The 16743-nt window shown below is 40.0% G+C and carries 13 protein-coding genes; all 13 read left to right on the plus strand.

Going from position 1 to position 16743, the window contains the following annotated elements; translation table 11 throughout:
* Positions 1-20 precede the first annotated feature (20 nt).
* The 13 genes from T543_RS04005 to leuC all read left to right on the plus strand — a co-directional run bounded on the left by T543_RS04005 (position 21) and on the right by leuC (position 16738).
* A complete protein-coding gene (locus T543_RS04005) occupies positions 21-512 on the plus strand; it encodes an ATP synthase F0 subunit B (RefSeq protein WP_155843152.1) in 492 nt (163 codons plus the stop codon).
* A gap of 20 nt (positions 513-532) precedes the next feature.
* Positions 533-2332, plus strand: a complete 1800-nt coding sequence (atpA, locus tag T543_RS04010; protein ID WP_155843153.1) for a F0F1 ATP synthase subunit alpha — start codon at positions 533-535, stop codon at positions 2330-2332.
* Between the two features lie 13 nt (positions 2333-2345).
* Entirely contained in the window at positions 2346-3299 is a 954-nt protein-coding gene (gene atpG, locus T543_RS04015; protein ID WP_035766006.1) for an ATP synthase F1 subunit gamma, read from the plus strand.
* A 3-nt stretch (positions 3300-3302) separates the two neighbouring features.
* A complete protein-coding gene (atpD, locus tag T543_RS04020; RefSeq protein ID WP_255347212.1) occupies positions 3303-4718 on the plus strand; it encodes a F0F1 ATP synthase subunit beta in 1416 nt (471 codons plus the stop codon).
* A gap of 15 nt (positions 4719-4733) precedes the next feature.
* Entirely contained in the window at positions 4734-5153 is a 420-nt protein-coding gene (atpC, locus tag T543_RS04025) for an ATP synthase F1 subunit epsilon (protein WP_242839464.1), read from the plus strand.
* A gap of 26 nt (positions 5154-5179) precedes the next feature.
* Complete coding sequence (locus T543_RS04030) at positions 5180-6226, plus strand: acyltransferase (protein WP_035766007.1); 1047 nt, start codon at positions 5180-5182, stop codon at positions 6224-6226.
* A 62-nt stretch (positions 6227-6288) separates the two neighbouring features.
* The gene (locus tag T543_RS04035; RefSeq protein WP_035766008.1) at positions 6289-8880 is read left to right on the plus strand and encodes a homocysteine S-methyltransferase family protein; all 2592 of its coding nucleotides are present in this window, start codon (positions 6289-6291) and stop codon (positions 8878-8880) included.
* A 135-nt stretch (positions 8881-9015) separates the two neighbouring features.
* The gene (ilvB, locus tag T543_RS04040) at positions 9016-10650 is read left to right on the plus strand and encodes a biosynthetic-type acetolactate synthase large subunit (RefSeq protein WP_035766009.1); all 1635 of its coding nucleotides are present in this window, start codon (positions 9016-9018) and stop codon (positions 10648-10650) included.
* A gap of 33 nt (positions 10651-10683) precedes the next feature.
* On the plus strand, positions 10684-11172 hold the full coding sequence (gene ilvN, locus T543_RS04045) for an acetolactate synthase small subunit (protein ID WP_035766010.1): 489 nt from the start codon (positions 10684-10686) through the stop codon (positions 11170-11172).
* 185 nt (positions 11173-11357) lie between these two features.
* Positions 11358-11867, plus strand: a complete 510-nt coding sequence (ilvN, locus tag T543_RS04050) for an acetolactate synthase small subunit (protein ID WP_035766011.1) — start codon at positions 11358-11360, stop codon at positions 11865-11867.
* A 74-nt stretch (positions 11868-11941) separates the two neighbouring features.
* Positions 11942-12970 carry a ketol-acid reductoisomerase gene (gene ilvC, locus T543_RS04055; protein ID WP_035766012.1) on the plus strand — a complete coding sequence of 343 codons (1029 nt, stop codon included), beginning with the start codon at positions 11942-11944 and terminating at the stop codon, positions 12968-12970.
* Between the two features lie 46 nt (positions 12971-13016).
* Positions 13017-15464, plus strand: a complete 2448-nt coding sequence (locus T543_RS04060; RefSeq protein WP_035766013.1) for a YfhO family protein — start codon at positions 13017-13019, stop codon at positions 15462-15464.
* Complete coding sequence (gene leuC, locus T543_RS04065; protein WP_035766014.1) at positions 15461-16738, plus strand: 3-isopropylmalate dehydratase large subunit; 1278 nt, start codon at positions 15461-15463, stop codon at positions 16736-16738. The genes T543_RS04060 and leuC overlap by 4 nt, the downstream gene beginning before the upstream one ends.
* The last annotated feature ends 5 nt before the right edge of the window (positions 16739-16743 follow it).

The following is a 16743-nucleotide window of genomic DNA, read 5'->3' on the forward strand; positions in this document are numbered from 1 at the left end:
ATTTGTAAAGGGGATTAGAAGTGCTAAACGTTAGTGTAATGAATATTGTCTGGACAGTTATCAACCTTCTTGTACTTTATCTGGTTTTCAGACTGTTTTTATTCAAAAGAGTTGATGCCGTATTACAGGCAAGACGTGATGAAATAGAACATGCCAAGGACAGTGTTCTTGAAAAGGAAAGAGAGGCCGAGAAGCTTAAGGAAGATTACTCGGCTAAGCTTCGCGATGCAGATAAGGAATGTGAAGAACTCATCAATAAGTCCAAGCAGGAAGGTTATGATGAATATGACCGCATCGTAACAGAAGCAAAAGACAAGGCTGAACAGATCATTGTTGAAGCAAGGCACAATGCTCAGATTGAAGCTCAAAAGGAAAAGGATGCTTATGTATCCGAGCTTACAGATCTGGTAGTTCGTGCTGCCAATAAGATTGCGGTATCAAAGCATGACGAAGAGAGCGATAAAGAGCTCTATAACAAGTTCATTTTTGAAGCTATCGAAAAGAGTAAATAAATATCAGAGGTTAAAAACTTATGATAAATAAAAATATTGCGACACTTAGATATTCAAGTGTTGCACCTACAGAAGGTCAGGCAAATCAGATAAAGGAAGCTCTTGCAGCTAAATTTAACAATCCTGATCTTGAACTTGAATTAATACATGATTCGAAGGTTGAAGGCGGATTCATTGTTAATTACGGCAATTTTGAATATGACTGGAGTGATGAGGGAAGAACGAGACAGCTTAAAGAACTCATCGCTCTTACCAAAAGCAGAAACAACACAAGCGCTGAGCATCTTGTTTCCATAATAAGAGACAGAGTATCAAACTTTGATCTTAAAGTTGAGGGAAAAGAAGTCGGTCACGTTATTTTTGTGGGCGATGGAATTGCTAATGTTATTGGTATCGAGCATGCCTTTTACGGTGAGATCGTTCAGTTTGATGATGGAACCAAGGGTATGGTCCAGGATATAAGAGATGACCATATAGGTATCATCTTGTTTGGTAATGATACGGGAATCAGACAGGGATCACGTTGCGTAAGAACTTATAAGCAGGCAGGTATTCCTGTTGGTGAAGCTTTTATAGGAAGAGTTATCGATGCTCTTGGTAATCCTATAGATGGCGGCGAAAACATTAAGACCGATGTCTACAGACCGGTAGAAGAGCCGGCTCCCGGAATCACACAGAGAAAATCAGTAAATGAGCCCATGGAAACAGGTATTTTGTCAATCGATACCATGTTCCCTATAGGACGCGGTCAAAGAGAGCTTATTATCGGAGACAGACAGACCGGTAAGACTTCTATTGCCATGGATGCTATTATCAACCAGAAGGGTAAGGATGTAATCTGTGTATACGTAGCTATCGGTCAAAAATCCAGTACTATCGCCAAACTCATAAATACACTTAAAGAAACAGGTGCGATGGAGTATACAATTGTTGTTGCTTCTACTGCATCAGACAGTGCACCCCTGCAGTATATTGCGCCTTATGCAGGTACAGCTATGGCAGAGTATTTCATGCTCATGGGTAAGGATGTACTTATTGTATATGATGATCTTTCAAAGCATGCCGTTGCTTACAGAGCGTTGTCACTTCTACTTGAGAGATCACCCGGAAGAGAAGCTTATCCCGGAGATGTATTCTATCTTCATTCAAGACTTCTTGAGAGGTCAAGTAAGCTTACAAGTGATCTTGGTGGAGGCTCGATCACAGCGCTTCCTATTATTGAAACTCAGGCAGGTGATGTATCTGCTTATATTCCGACCAATGTTATTTCAATCACAGATGGACAGATTTTCCTTGAATCAGATCTTTTCTTCGAAGGTATGAGACCTGCCGTAAACGTAGGACTATCCGTTTCCCGTGTCGGTAGTGCGGCTCAGACCAAGGCTATGAAGAAAGCTGCGGGAAGTATAAGAATTGACCTTGCTCAGTACAGGGAAATGGCTGTGTTTACACAGTTTGCATCAGATCTTGATGAAACGACCAAGCAGCAGCTTCGTCACGGAAGTGTTCTGATGGAACTCTTAAAGCAGCCTCTTGGAAATCCTTATTCCATGTATCAGCAGGTAATCCTTCTTGTATGTGCTAACGGAAACAAGCTTGATTTTGTACCTGTTAAGGATATAAGCGAATACAAGAAAAAGCTGCTTAAGTATTTTGAAGAGAATAAACAGGATATCATCACAGATATCGTAAAATCAGGCGACCTTACCGAGTCGACACGTAAACAGATTCTTGAAGCAGCTGATGAGTTTGACAAGATAAATAATGAAAAACTCAAAGAAGAGCTTAAGAAAAAGAGAAAGAAACTTGAACTTAGATAAAAGGTGATTTTCAGTGGCAAATATAAAAGAGATTCGCGACCGCATAGGCAGTGTACGCGACACAATGAAAATTACAAATGCCATGTATATGATTTCTTCAAACAAGCTGAGAAAAGCAAAAAAACAGCTTGCTGAAACGGAGCCGTATTTCTATGCACTTCAGGCAATGATAGCGAGAGTAACGAGACATCTTCCTGAGGGTACTGAGGATGTTTTCCTTGAGACAAGGGATGATATTCCTTATGCATCAAGGGCAAAAGGATATCTTATACTTACTTCCGACAAGGGACTTGCAGGATCGTTCAATCACAATGTATTAAAAGCGGCTGAAGAACATATACAAAAAAACAACACACTTAAGAACTACAAACTCTACGTAGTTGGTGAGCATGGAAGGCATTATCTGCAAAGACAGGGATTTGACATAGATGAGAGTTTTAGATATACAGCTCAGAATCCCAATCTTGACAGATCAAGAGATATCACATCTATCATCATTGATGACTTTAGAAATCATGTTATAGATGAAGCTTATGTTGTTTACACAACAATGAAGAATTCTATCAGCTGTGAGGTTCAGTGTAAGAAGATACTTCCTTTGGATATCATACAGGAAGCAAGAGACAGATTTATGCCGATAGATACCTATAACGAGGAGTTTTTGTTTGAACCAAGCGCAGAGGCAATAATTGATAATATAGTTCCGAACTTTATAAATGGATTTATATACGGAGCTTTGGTTGAAACCTTCTGTAGTGAACAGAACAGCAGAATGATGGCGATGGATAATGCTAATAAAAATGCCAATGAAATGATAGGACAGCTTACTAAGGAGTACAATCGTCAGAGGCAGGCGGCAATTACGCAGGAGATTACAGAGGTTGCTTCGGGTGCTAAGGCTATGAGAAGAGCTAAAGCGGCGAAGATGAAGAAAAAAGCAGCACTTAATGAGAATACGAGGTCTTAGAAAGTGAATAATGAAGGAAAAATCCTGCAGGTCATGGGACCTGTAGTAGATGTAATTTTTGAAAACGGACATTTACCATATATAAGCGATGCTCTTGAAGTTATGGTAAATGAGAAAAAAGGCGTGATGGAAGTAGCTCAGCACGTAGGCGATAACATTGTCAGATGTATCATGCTTACTGCAAGTGAAGGCCTTGCAAAAGATATGAAGGTGTATCAGACAGGCGGTCCTATCAGTGTTCCTGTCGGAAAAAATAATCTGGGACGTCTTTTTAACGTTCTTGGAGATACAATTGACGACGGGCCTTCCCTTAAGGGAGAAAAGCACTGGTCAATCCACAGAGATGCACCAAAGCTTACGGATCAGAGCCCTGTTGTAGAGATTCTGGAAACAGGAATCAAGGTAATAGACCTTTTGGCTCCCTATGCAAAGGGCGGTAAGATTGGCCTTTTCGGAGGTGCAGGTGTAGGTAAAACTGTCCTTATTCAGGAGCTGATTCAGAATATAGCAACTGAGCACGGCGGTTATTCCATATTTACCGGTGTTGGTGAGAGATCCCGTGAAGGTAATGATCTGTGGACTGAGATGAAAGAGTCCGGTGTTATAGATAAGACTGCGCTTGTGTTTGGTCAGATGAATGAGCCACCGGGAGCTCGTATGAGAGTTGCCGAGACAGGCCTGACCATGGCAGAGTACTTCCGAGACAGGGAAAGACAGGATGTACTTTTGTTCATCGATAACATATTCAGATTTATTCAGGCAGGTTCCGAGGTTTCTTCACTTCTTGGAAGAATGCCTTCAGCCGTTGGTTATCAGCCGACACTTGCTACAGATTTAGGTCAGCTTCAGGAGAGAATCGCATCAACAAAAAATGGTTCAGTAACTTCAGTTCAGGCTGTATATGTGCCTGCAGATGACCTTACAGACCCCGCACCTGCAACAACGTTTGCGCATCTTGATGCAACTACTGTATTGTCACGTAAGATAGTTGAGCAGGGTATCTATCCTGCTGTTGATCCGCTTGAATCAACAAGTAGAATCCTTGAGGCGGACGTTGTAGGAGAGGAGCATTATTACGTAGCTACCAGAGTACAGGAAATGCTTCAGAAATATAAGGAATTACAGGATATTATCGCCATTCTTGGTATGGATGAGCTTGGCGAAGAGGATAAACTTACAGTATATAGAGCTCGTAAGATCCAGAGATTCCTGTCACAGCCGTTCCATGTAGCTGAGACATTTACAGGCGTTAAGGGTGTCTATGTTCCGATTGCTGAGACCATAAGAGGCTTTAAGATGATAATTGAAGGCGAGATGGATGAATATCCGGAAGCTGCATTTTTCAATGTTGGAACAATAGATGATGTTATTGAAAAAGCTAAGAAGCTTAGCGGCGAAATAGCTGAGGAAAAAGCTTAATCTGAGGTATATATCTTGGAAAAAAAGACATTTGGTTTACAAGTAATGTCGACAAACGGCATTTTTTATAATGACAGAGCCAGCGAAATAATTCTTCCATGCATTGATGGTGAGTATGCAATACTTGCAGAGCACGAGGAACTTGTGCTTGCTATATACGATGGCAAGATGACAATCCGCGATGCTATTGGGGATAAGATTATTGCGATTGTCGGAAGAGGTTCCTGCCAGGTTGCGAATAACCGTGTAATAGTACTGGTTGACACTTGCGAAAAGCCTGAGGATATCGACAGGCACAGAGCACAGCGCGCTCTTGAGAGAGCAGAGGAAGAAATGCGACAGAATAAGTCTATCAGAGAGTATTATACAGCTCAGGCTGCTATGGCTAGAGCTCTGTCCAGACTTAAGAATTCTTCGGATTATGGTATTGATTAAAAGTTAGTTTTGTTTTTTGGGAGAGTATGGAAAATAAACACTATTATTCAATAGATGTAATAAGACTAATAGCATGCATTTTAGTTGTCTTTATCCATAGTAAGTTTCCGGGTACGACCGGCGATATAATACAGGCACTTGCAAGATTCGGAGTGCCTGTGTTTTTTGTGATTTCAGGGTATTTTCTCTTAAAGGACAATACTTATACGGCATCTGACATCAGAAAGCAGATGCTTAATAAAATAAAAAAGCTTTTACCTGTTATATTCTGTATCTGGCTTTTTTATACGTTATATTCTTTATCCGTTTATTTATCTGACGGAGATTCTCTTGCAGATTGGGTAAGTGAAAAATTCAACCTTTTTGAATTTTCAAGACTAATTCTGTTTAACTCAGGAAGATTTATCTATGATTTTTCCTATACATTCGATCAATTATGGTTTTTGTTTGCACTTTTATACGTGTATGTTTTAGTCTTTATTTTTGCTCCGTTTTTAAGGAAATGGGCAGGATATCTTATTGTGATACTTCTTTCATTTTTATTTCTTGGAGAAATGCTAAGGATTTATTATCCGATAAGACCGTTTGGAATAGGAATATCGACCTGGTATGTAACTCGCAACTGGCTCTTTGAAGGTGTTCCTTTCACAATGCTCGGATTTGTCTTCAGAGAATACGAAGAAAAAATAAAGTTAATATCCTCAAAGAAGGCCGGAATACTATTTTTGATCGCAGGTTCTTTATTCACAATAGTTGAATATTATATTTGGGGAGTTAAAGAGATATATTTGGGTTCGGTATTTCTTGTCATTGGAGCTATGAACCTCTCGCTCTATTTTAAATATGCAAAAGATAGCTTTATTTCAACTATGGGACGGGATTTGTCTGCACTTATCTATTATTTCCATGTGTTTATAATTTCTGTATTTGACAGGATTTGTGATGATCATATTTTTGTTACGTCTCAAAGACCGGATGTATTTTGGATGCTTAGACCTGTTTTTGTCCTTGTGTTTACCTTTGCTTTTTCTTGCATTTTTGATAAACTAAGGAAACTTATTAGAAAAAAGTAAATGAGGTGACTTGGTAAAGTAAGGCTTATACAATATTTTTAGAGCTAAGTTAGGATACGCATATGAATAGAGAAGAATTTTTAAAGGTATTTGACAATAATAAAATATTTTTCCTTGATGGAGCAACAGGCACAAACCTAATGAAGGAGGGGCTTCCTGCAGGTGCCTGTACCGAAGAGTGGATACTTGAGCACACAGATGTCATTAAGAAGCTTCAAAAAAGTTATGTAGACGCGGGTTCTGATATCATATATGCACCCACATTCACAGGAAACAGGATAAAGCTTGATAATTTTGGCCTTTCAGACAGGAAACGTGAAATAAATACTGAGCTTGTAAAACTTGCAAAAGAAAGTGCCGGTTCAAATGCCTACGTTGCAGGTGATGTCACGATGACGGGCAGACAGCTTAAGCCTATGGGAGACCTTGATTTTGAGGAGCTTATAACTGTTTATAAGGAGCAGATTCAGATTCTTGAAGAAGCAGGGTGTGACCTTATAGTTGTAGAGACCATGATGAGTCTTCAGGAGTGCAGGGCTGCCCTTATTGCTGCTAAAGAAGTTTCTGATATAGCAGTTATGGTCACTCTTACTTTTGAACAGGATGGAAGGACGCTGTTTGGGACAGATGCCAAAACAGCAGCAATTGTGATGGAATCACTTGGTGCATGCGCAGTTGGTGCAAACTGTTCAACAGGCCCTGATAAAATGGCAGATATCATAGCAGATATGGCTTCTGTAACCAATATACCGATCATTGCAAAGCCTAATGCAGGACTGCCCGTTGTAAACGAAGACGGTACAACATCATACGATATGCCATGCGAAATCTTTGCTGGTGAGATGGAAAAGCTCATTAGATCCGGCGCAACTATTATTGGTGGGTGCTGTGGTACAGATGCTGATTATATTAAGGCTCTTCATGATAAGTACCTTGAATATGATGTGTCAAAGGGACTTGTTTATCCAAACGGAGAGGTTCTGACCAGAAAAAATGAGGATATGCGTTTCCTTACAAGTGAGAGGATGACAGTAGCATTTTTACTTGATGACCCTTTTATGATCGTTGGTGAGAGGATCAATCCTACAGGTAAAAAGAAGCTTCAGGCAGAGCTTAGAGAAGGAAAGCTTGATATGGTCTGCGACTTCGTATCAAAACAGGAGGAAGACGGCGCTTCAATCCTTGACGTTAATGTCGGAATGAGTGGTATCGATGAATGCAGCATGATGTCTGATATCCTGGATGAAATTCTGCCTCTTACTTCACTTCCTCTTTGCATAGACACTTCCGATGAAAAGACGATGGAGATGGCGCTTAGAAAATATCCCGGAAGAGCGCTTATTAATTCAATTTCTCTTGAAAAGGATAAAGCCGAAAGGTTTTTGCCTATAGCAAAAAAATACGGCGCAATGTTTATTCTATTGCCTGTCGGACCCAAAGGACTTCCGGACAGCTTGGAAGAGAAACATTTATTTATTAGGCAGTTGTCTGACAAGGCTTATGAGATGGGGCTTAAGAGGACAGACATAATTGTTGACGGACTCGTTGCCACTATCGGTGCAAACAAAAATGCTGCACTCGAAACCCTTGAAACCATAAAGTACTGCAAGGACAACGGCTTTGCTACTATCTGCGGATTATCAAATATTTCCTTTGGTCTTCCTCAGAGAGCATTTGTAAATACTGCTTTTTTGACTATGGCTATAGCAAATGGACTTACCATGGCAATATGTAATCCTTCTCAGGAACTGCTTGTAAATAGTGCTTTTGCATCCGATCTCTTAAGAAACAAGGAAGAGGCGGATCTTCGCTACATTGAGAGAATGAGCAGATATGACGGGATGAACGTTCAGGTAAGCTGTGTTCCCAAAGGACAAAAACTTGTAGCGGCCTATAGCGGCAGTACTTTAGGTACTACTAAAGAAGCTGAAAATGATAAAAAATCAAATTCTTCAGAGCGCTGCAAGGAGAGCTCTTCTTCCGGTAATGGAAACGCAGCAGATGAGTCTTCTGTCGAATTTATGATGAGCAAGATAAAAACAGATGTCATGAAGGGCTCCAAAAGAACTATAGAAAAGGATACTCTTGACGCAATTGAAAAAGGCTGTGATCCAAAGAGCCTTTTAAATGATGTTTTAATGCTTGCAATAAATGAAGTGGGAGATTTATTTGACAAGGGAAAATATTTCCTCCCCCAGCTTATTGCAAGCGCTGAAACCATGAAGATGTCCATAGCAAAGCTTGAACCTCTTCTTAATGAAGGCGAAAACGGAAATGACAATAAAGAGACTATAGTAATTGCTACTGTTCACGGAGATATACATGATATAGGCAAAAACCTCGTAGCATTAATGCTTAAAAATCACGGCTTTAACGTAATAGATCTGGGAAAAGATGTTCCAAGTGAAAAGATCGTTGATACCGCAATCTCCGAAAATGCCGCTATTATTGCACTGTCTGCTCTTATGACAACCACGATGCAGGAGATGAAAACTGTAGTTAAGCTTGCAAAGGAAAAGAACTGCAAAGCAAAGATCGTCATTGGAGGAGCTGTAGTTACTGAAGATTATGCATGGGAGATCGGCGCTGACGGCTACTCATCCGATGCTGCAAACTGTGTAAGAATAGTTAAGAACATCCTTGCAATAGAATGATTTATTTTTCTACTGCGTCAAAGGGTTAAAGCAATTGTTTATACAAAGATTGCCTGACAAATAATTTTTATTTATAATTATTTAAATTGTTTTGTCTATTTTTGGAATTTAGGTTTGTTGGAGGGAAAATATATTATGAAAGGTTCACAGGCAATAGTTAAATGCTTGCAGGAAGAGAAGGTAGAGGTTGTATATGGCTACTCAGGAGTTGCCATTGCACCTTTTTATGATAGCCTGGGAGAAACTGATATACAGCAGATACTTGTTAGAACTGAGCAGAACGCTGCTCACTGTGCCAGCGGCTATGCCAGGATCAGTGGCAAAGTCGGTGTTTGTGCTGTAACAAGCGGTCCGGGTGCAACTAATCTTATAACCGGAATAGCAACTGCTTATGCAGACAGTATTCCGCTTGTATGCATTACAGGCCAGGTGAATTCTGAACTTATAGGCAGTGATGTTTTCCAGGAGGCGGACATCACGGGTGCAGCCGAGTCATTTGTCAAATACAGCTATCTGATCAGAGATGCTGCAGATATTCCACGCATTTTTAAAGAAGCTTTTCATATAGCAAATACAGGTCGAAAGGGCCCTGTACTTATAGACATTCCTATCGATATACAGCAGCAGGAAATAGGTAAGTTTGTTTACCCTGAAAAGGTCAATATGCGCACTTATAAACCTACTGTCGAAGGAAATGCTGTCCAGATAAAGAAGGTCGTTAAAGAAGTTGCAAGAGCCAAAAGACCTATTATCTGTGTGGGCGGCGGAGTACATCTGTCAGGCGCAGTAGAAGAGATAAGAAAATTTTCCAAAGATAATCAGATTCCCGTTGTTTCTACCATGATGGGAATTGGTGTTATGAATTCCTTTGATCCTCTATATTTTGGCATGGTGGGTAACAACGGAAGACCATACGCAAACAGAGCTCTTAATGAGTCGGACCTTCTTCTTATGGTCGGCGCAAGAGTTGCAGACAGAGCTGTAAACAGGCCTGACCTTATTACAGAGAACAAGATACTTATCCATATTGATGTTGATCCCGCAGAAATCGGAAAAAATGTAGGTCCTACAATTCCTCTTGTTGGCGATATCTCACACATTTTCAAAAAGATAAATGAGTTTGAGGATAAGGAAGACCTTATTCATAAGAGAAAAGACTGGATAGATACCTTAAACAGCTACAGACTTAGTATGCAGGAAGATAGACCCAAGATAGATACCGACAAGTATGTAGATCCCATGAAATTTATCAATAAGCTCTCAATAAAGCTTCCGGAGGATGCAATCTATATCGCAGACGTCGGCCAGAACCAGATCTGGTCATGCAGATGGCATCTTGTAAAGCAAGGACGATTCCTCACCTCAGGCGGCATGGGAACTATGGGTTATTCAATACCTGCTGCCCTTGGCGCAAAATATGCTGCTCCCGACAAGAAGGTTATCGCTGTAATGGGTGATGGTGCTTTTCAGATGTCAATGATGGAACTTTCAACATTGAAACAGTACCGGATAAAGGTAGGACTTATAGTATTTTCAAATAACTACCTTGGAATGGTCAGAGAATATCAGCATTACAGCCTCCAGGACAGATACAATATGGTAAAACTTCACGAAACACCTCATCTTGACAAGATTGCCGAAGCTTATGACATGAAATATCTTAGGGCTTCAACTCAGAATGAAGCAGAGAAACTGATAAACGACCTCATGTCAGCCGATGAATCGGTGCTTTGCGAAGTTGTTGTAGATCCGATGGATCTGTCTAAGTGATTTGTTTGAAAAAGCGTATTTGAGGAAAAGATCATGAAAAGAATATATTCGGTTCTCGTTGAAAACCATGCCGGTGTACTTAGCAAGGTTGCCGGACTTTTTGCCAGAAGAAATTTTAATATTGATTCACTTGTTGTTGGAGAGACCAATTCAAGAGATGTTTCCTGCATGACTATAGTTTCAAGCGGTGACGAGAGAACAATAGAGCAGATTGAGAAACAGCTTAATAAAAAGCTTGATGTCATAAAGGTCAAGACCTTCAAGGAAAGCATGAGCATATGCAGAGAGCTTACGCTTATAAAGGTTCGTTACAACAAGGAAAACAGAAGAGACATAATGGAAAACTGTGACATCATGAAGGCTCAGATAGTAGATATGAGTAAAAACCTTATGATGATACAGATCTGCGACACTCCGGAAAGGGTAGAAGTTTTTATTGAAATGCTCAGAACAATTTCTATTGTCGAGATTGCAAGAACCGGAACAGTTGCTCTTACAAAGTGCAGAGAAAGCGAAAAATAAAGGCTTTTGGGTATATACATTAATTTTGATCAAGTTTGTTTGATTATAAGTATATTAAAATAAATCAATAATTTAAAGTGTTAAAGTTTTACATTGCAAAAGTATTTCATTGACATTGAATAAAAATGCGCATACAATAATTTTTAAATTGTTTTGCAAGTATAGCAAAGGTAAGTCGGAGGAGTATGAAAAAGAAAGTTTTTCAGTTGCTTGTAGATAATACAGCAGGTGTTCTAAGCAAAATATCAGGTTTGTTTGCGAGACGTTGTTATAACATCGAAAGTATAACAGCCGGAACAACAACCGATCCTAATTTTACCAGAATTACAATTGTAGCATCCGGAGATGATGTCATTCTCGATCAGATTGAGAAGCAGCTTTCCAAGCTTATTGATGTCAGGGATATCACAGAGCTTGATCCGGAGGATAGTGTATACAGAGAGCTTGCTCTTATAAAAGTAAGAGCCGGAGAGGCCCAAAGAGAAAACATCATGACAATTGCCAATATCTTCAGGGCAAACATCATTGATGTAACTCCCGAATCACTTATCATCGAGATCACGGGTAATCAGTCCAAAGTAGATGCTCTTCTTAAGATGCTTGAAGGCCAGGAAATCCTTGAGCTTGCAAGAACAGGTATAGCAGGTCTTGGAAGAGGCGTTGAAAATGTAGTCCATTTAGAGGATCTTAAATAAGTCAGTTACGAAATGCTTTTGATCTGCATTTTCGCTGAATATAAACTTTTATAATTTTAACGGAGGTAAGAAGTATGTCACAGGAAGCACGTATTTTCTATCAGGAGGATTGCAATTTATCACTTTTAGAGGGTAAGACAATTGCAATTATCGGATATGGTTCACAGGGTCATGCACACGCATTGAACCTTAAGGAGTCAGGTTGCAACGTCATTATTGGTCTGTACGAAGGCTCTAAGAGTAAAGCAAAAGCTGAGGCACAGGGACTTAAGGTTTATCCCACAGCTGAAGCAGCAAAGATGGCTGATGTGATTATGATTCTTATCAACGATGAGAAGCAGGCTAAGATGTATAAGGAAGACATCGAGCCCAACCTTGAGGCAGGCAACATGCTTATGTTTGCTCATGGTTTCAATATTCACTTTGGTCTTATCCAGCCCCCGAAGGATGTCGATGTAACAATGATCGCTCCCAAGGCTCCCGGTCACACAGTAAGATCTGAGTACCAGGCTGGTAAAGGAACACCTTGTCTTGTTGCTGTATATCAGGATGCAACAGGTAAGGCACTTGATAGGGCACTTGCTTATGGTGCAGGCATAGGTGGTGCAAGAGCAGGTATCCTTGAGACAACATTCAGAACAGAGACAGAGACAGACCTCTTTGGTGAGCAGGCAGTTCTTTGCGGCGGTGTTTGCGCACTTATGCAGGCTGGTTTTGAGACACTTGTTGAGGCTGGCTATGATCCGAGAAATGCATATTTCGAGTGTGTTCACGAGATGAAGCTTATTGTAGACCTTATCTATCAGTCAGGTTTTGCAGGAATGAGATATTCAATCTCAAATACAGCAGAATACGGCGATTATGTAACAGGTCCCAAGATCATTACAGAGGATACAAAGAAGGCTATGAAGAAGGTCCTTTCGGATATCCAGGATGGTACATTTGCTAAGGAATTCCTTCTTGATATGTCTGAAGCAGGCGGACAGGTTCACTTCAATGCTATGAGAAAGCTTGCAGCTGAGCATCCCGCTGAGCAGATCGGTAAGGAAATCAGAAAGCTTTACAGCTGGAATAACGAGAGCGACAAGCTTATCAATAACTAAAGTAAAGGAAGGGCTGCCGCATTAGCGGCAGCTCATTTTAGAGATTATGGAATACTATAAAAAAAGGCCGCTTAAATACAGACTTCTCCAGATAGCAGTGCTGTCCTTTTTTATGTATATTGTGGCAGTATTACCTTTATTCATTAAGAGGGGACTGCCTTTTTTTTATTATGGCGATTACAACGTTCAGCAAAATCCCTTTTATATACTTGCTCACAGGGCAATTAAAAACGGTGATCTTTTCTGGAACTGGGATGTTGATTTGGGAGGTTCTCTTATCGGGTGCTTTTCATTTTATTTGTTGGGAAGCCCTTTCTTTTATTTGACGCTCCCTTTTTCTGAGAGTGCAATTCCTTATTTAATGCCATTTTTGATGGCGCTTAAGTATGCGGTTTGCGCAATGTCAGCATATGTCTTTATAAGAAGGCATGTCATTCGTGATGACTCAGCAATGATAGGCGCTTTGTTATTTGCATTTTCAGGTTTTAATGCGTGCAATATAGTATTTAATCACTTTACGGATTCGGTTGCATTCTTTCCGCTATACCTCTACACATTTGAGAAGCTTATGGAGGTTGACCACCACAAGGACCATTATTACTTTGTTCCTGGCGGTAAAAGATTTATCTCATTTGTCCTTATGACATCCCTGATGTCTGTTATAAATTATTACTTTTTCTTTGGGCAGGTTGTCTTTTTAATAATCTATTTTGTAGTTTGTTATGCTCAGGGAAACAGATGGAGAGTTGTTTTAAGGATGTTTTTAAGAGCACTCCTTGGTGGAGCTTTAGGGTGCCTTATAAGTAGCTTCTTTATTTTACAGGCTCTTTTGGCAGTAAGCGGTAATTCCAGAATTAACAACTATCTGCTTGGATACGATATGGTTTCATATCCGAGCATGAATATGCTCTGGGATATTATAAAGAGCATGGTCATGGTTCCTGACATAATAGGAAAAGGAACTGTTTTTTATACGACTACTGTTAAGAACGCTTCACTTGCAGTGTATCTGCCTCTTTTTGGGATATGCGGCGTAGTTGCATATTTCATGACACACAAGCTTAAAAAGGATCCCGTAAAGAGGATTTTACTTGTATGTCTTGTGATGGCATTTATTCCGGTTCTTAACGCAGCATTTTCATTTTTTAATGAATACTACTATGCAAGATGGTATTACATGCCAATTTTATTTATGGCTCTTGCTACTGCAAAGGTAATAGAGAGAGGCTCATCAAGAGCCTTGAAAATAGGGTGCCTTGTTACATCATTTATCTTTTTACTTGTAATAAACATAGGATTATTACCTTCCTATAACGAAGATGGCGAAGTTATCTATATGTCTCTTGTTGAAAATGAAAAGATATTTTGGAGAGACACGGTTGTAACTGCCATACTTTCAGTGATTTTGATAATTCTTGTTTTTGCTTTCCCCAAATGCATAAGGAAAGTAAAAATATTTAATAAAGAAATTGTTTTAAAAAAGCCTTTTATGAGGCTAAGTGCCTTTTTGTTTGCTGTAATGACAGGAGGTATCCTTTCGCTTAATACAGTTCTTACCAACGGCTCATCACTTATTTCAGATTTTGGAAAAGAGCAGTGGCAGGAGCAGATGCTAAATACAAAACCGGAAGGCCTTTCAGAAGATTTCTTCAGGGGAGAGACTGACAATACTGCGACCAATTATGATATGGTCTGGGGTATCGGTTCACTTCACAGCTTTATAAGCACTATTCCGGGAGAGATATTCGACTTTTTAAATGGCACAGAAGGTATTGAAAGAACTGTTGAGACAAGGATTCCCGAGGACAGAATAGGACTAAGGGCGATAGTTTCAGCAAGGTATTACATGGAAAATGGCCGGATAAACAAAGATGGCATTTTCAATTCCAAGGAAGGCATAACGGGATATTATTATAAGGAGTCCCAAAACGGAATTGATATTTACGAAAATACTAATTATATTCCGATGGGCTTTTCATATGATTATTATCTGACAGAAAGTGACTATGAAGACCTTGAAGATGACATATTAAAGGACAGACTATTATCAGTTTGCCTGATCATTCCGGATGAAGATGAAGAGAAAGTTCTTGATGTTTTAAAAAAGCTTCCTGATGGATATATGAACGAAGTTCTTCCGGATGAAGTATTTGAAAGAAACTGCGCAGATAGAAAGGAAACCTCCTGCAACAGCTTTGAAACATCAACCAGAGGTTTTACTGCAGAAACTTCAAATCTTATGAAGGATAGTTTGCTGTTTTTCTCAGTTCCATGTTCAAAGGGCTTTAAAGCGTATGTTGATGGCAAAGAAACAGAGATAATAAAAGCCGATTATGGTCTTATGGCTATAAAAACCGGAGACGGTGTCCATAATATCGAGGTTACATATATTCCGGATGGCTATTATCCGGGCATATTCTTAAGTTTTGTTGGTATTATTTTACTTATATCATATATAATTTGGTATAGAATTTATAAAAGGAGATTATTATGAGCGGTATGACAATGAGCCAGAAGATTCTGGCAGCCCATGCAGGACTTTCAAGTGTTAGTGCAGGACAGCTTATTGAAGCAGATCTGGATCTTGTTCTTGGCAATGATATTACCAGTCCGGTTGCAATTAAGGAAATGGAAAAGTTTAAGACAAACGGCGTTTTCAACAAGGACAAAATTGCGCTGGTACCCGATCATTTTGTCCCCAACAAGGATATTAAATCAGCTGAAAACTGCAAGTGTGTCAGAGAATTTGCTAAAAGGAATGAGATCACCAACTATTTTGAAGTTGGTCAGATGGGAATTGAGCACGCGCTTCTTCCCGAAAAAGGTTTAACGGTTGCAGGAGATCTAATAATAGGTGCTGACTCTCATACCTGTACATACGGCGCTCTTGGCGCATTCAGTACCGGCGTGGGATCTACAGATATGGCATGCGGAATGGCAACAGGAAAAGCATGGTTTAAGGTTCCTTCAGCAATCAGATTCAATCTCACAGGTAAGCTTAGTGAGTATGTAAGCGGAAAAGATGTTATTCTTCATATCATCGGTATGATAGGCGTTGACGGCGCTTTGTATAAATCAATGGAATTTGCAGGAGAGGGCGTTTCTTCTCTTTCAATGGATGACAGATTCACTATTGCTAATATGGCAATTGAAGGCGGTGCAAAAAACGGCATATTCCCTGTTGATGACAAGGCAATAGCTTATATGGAAGAGCACGCACCCGGAAAGAAATTTACTGTTTATGAAGCTGATGAAGATGCTGTATATGATGAGGAGTACACAATAAACTTAAGCGAGCTTAAGCCAACTGTTGCATTCCCTCACCTTCCTGAGAATACACATACTTTTGATGAGACTGATAAGATAAATAAGATAAAGATCGATCAGGTAGTTATCGGATCATGCACAAACGGCAGAATTGATGACATAAGATGTGCTGCCGGGATACTTAAGGGCAGAAAGGTTGCGGATGGTATTAGATGCATCATCATTCCTGCAACTCAGAGCATATATATGCAGGCTATGGAAGAGGGACTTCTTAGGATATTCATAGAAGCCGGCGCTGTTGTTTCAACGCCTACCTGCGGTCCCTGCCTTGGAGGTTATATGGGAATCCTTGCATCAGGTGAGAGATGTGTTTCTACAACTAACCGTAACTTTGTGGGACGAATGGGTGCTGTTGATTCTGAAATCTATCTTGCGTCACCCGCAGTTGCTGCAGCAAGTGCTGTTACCGGATATTTAAGTCAGCCTTCGGAATTACAGTAAAAGGC

It is taken from the genome of Butyrivibrio sp. NC2002 (genome assembly GCF_000702265.1).
Taxonomy (GTDB): Bacteria; Bacillota; Clostridia; order Lachnospirales; family Lachnospiraceae; genus Butyrivibrio.

Coding starts and splice junctions, on each gene's coding strand:
- atpA (WP_155843153.1), top strand. CDS start 533: ATGATAAATAAAAATATTGCGACACTTAGATATTCAAGTGTTGCACCT.
- T543_RS04030 (WP_035766007.1), top strand. CDS start 5,180: ATGGAAAATAAACACTATTATTCAATAGATGTAATAAGACTAATAGCA.
- T543_RS04035 (WP_035766008.1), top strand. CDS start 6,289: ATGAATAGAGAAGAATTTTTAAAGGTATTTGACAATAATAAAATATTT.
- ilvB (WP_035766009.1), top strand. CDS start 9,016: ATGAAAGGTTCACAGGCAATAGTTAAATGCTTGCAGGAAGAGAAGGTA.
- ilvN (WP_035766010.1), top strand. CDS start 10,684: ATGAAAAGAATATATTCGGTTCTCGTTGAAAACCATGCCGGTGTACTT.
- ilvN (WP_035766011.1), top strand. CDS start 11,358: ATGAAAAAGAAAGTTTTTCAGTTGCTTGTAGATAATACAGCAGGTGTT.
- ilvC (WP_035766012.1), top strand. CDS start 11,942: ATGTCACAGGAAGCACGTATTTTCTATCAGGAGGATTGCAATTTATCA.
- T543_RS04060 (WP_035766013.1), top strand. CDS start 13,017: ATGGAATACTATAAAAAAAGGCCGCTTAAATACAGACTTCTCCAGATA.
- leuC (WP_035766014.1), top strand. CDS start 15,461: ATGAGCGGTATGACAATGAGCCAGAAGATTCTGGCAGCCCATGCAGGA.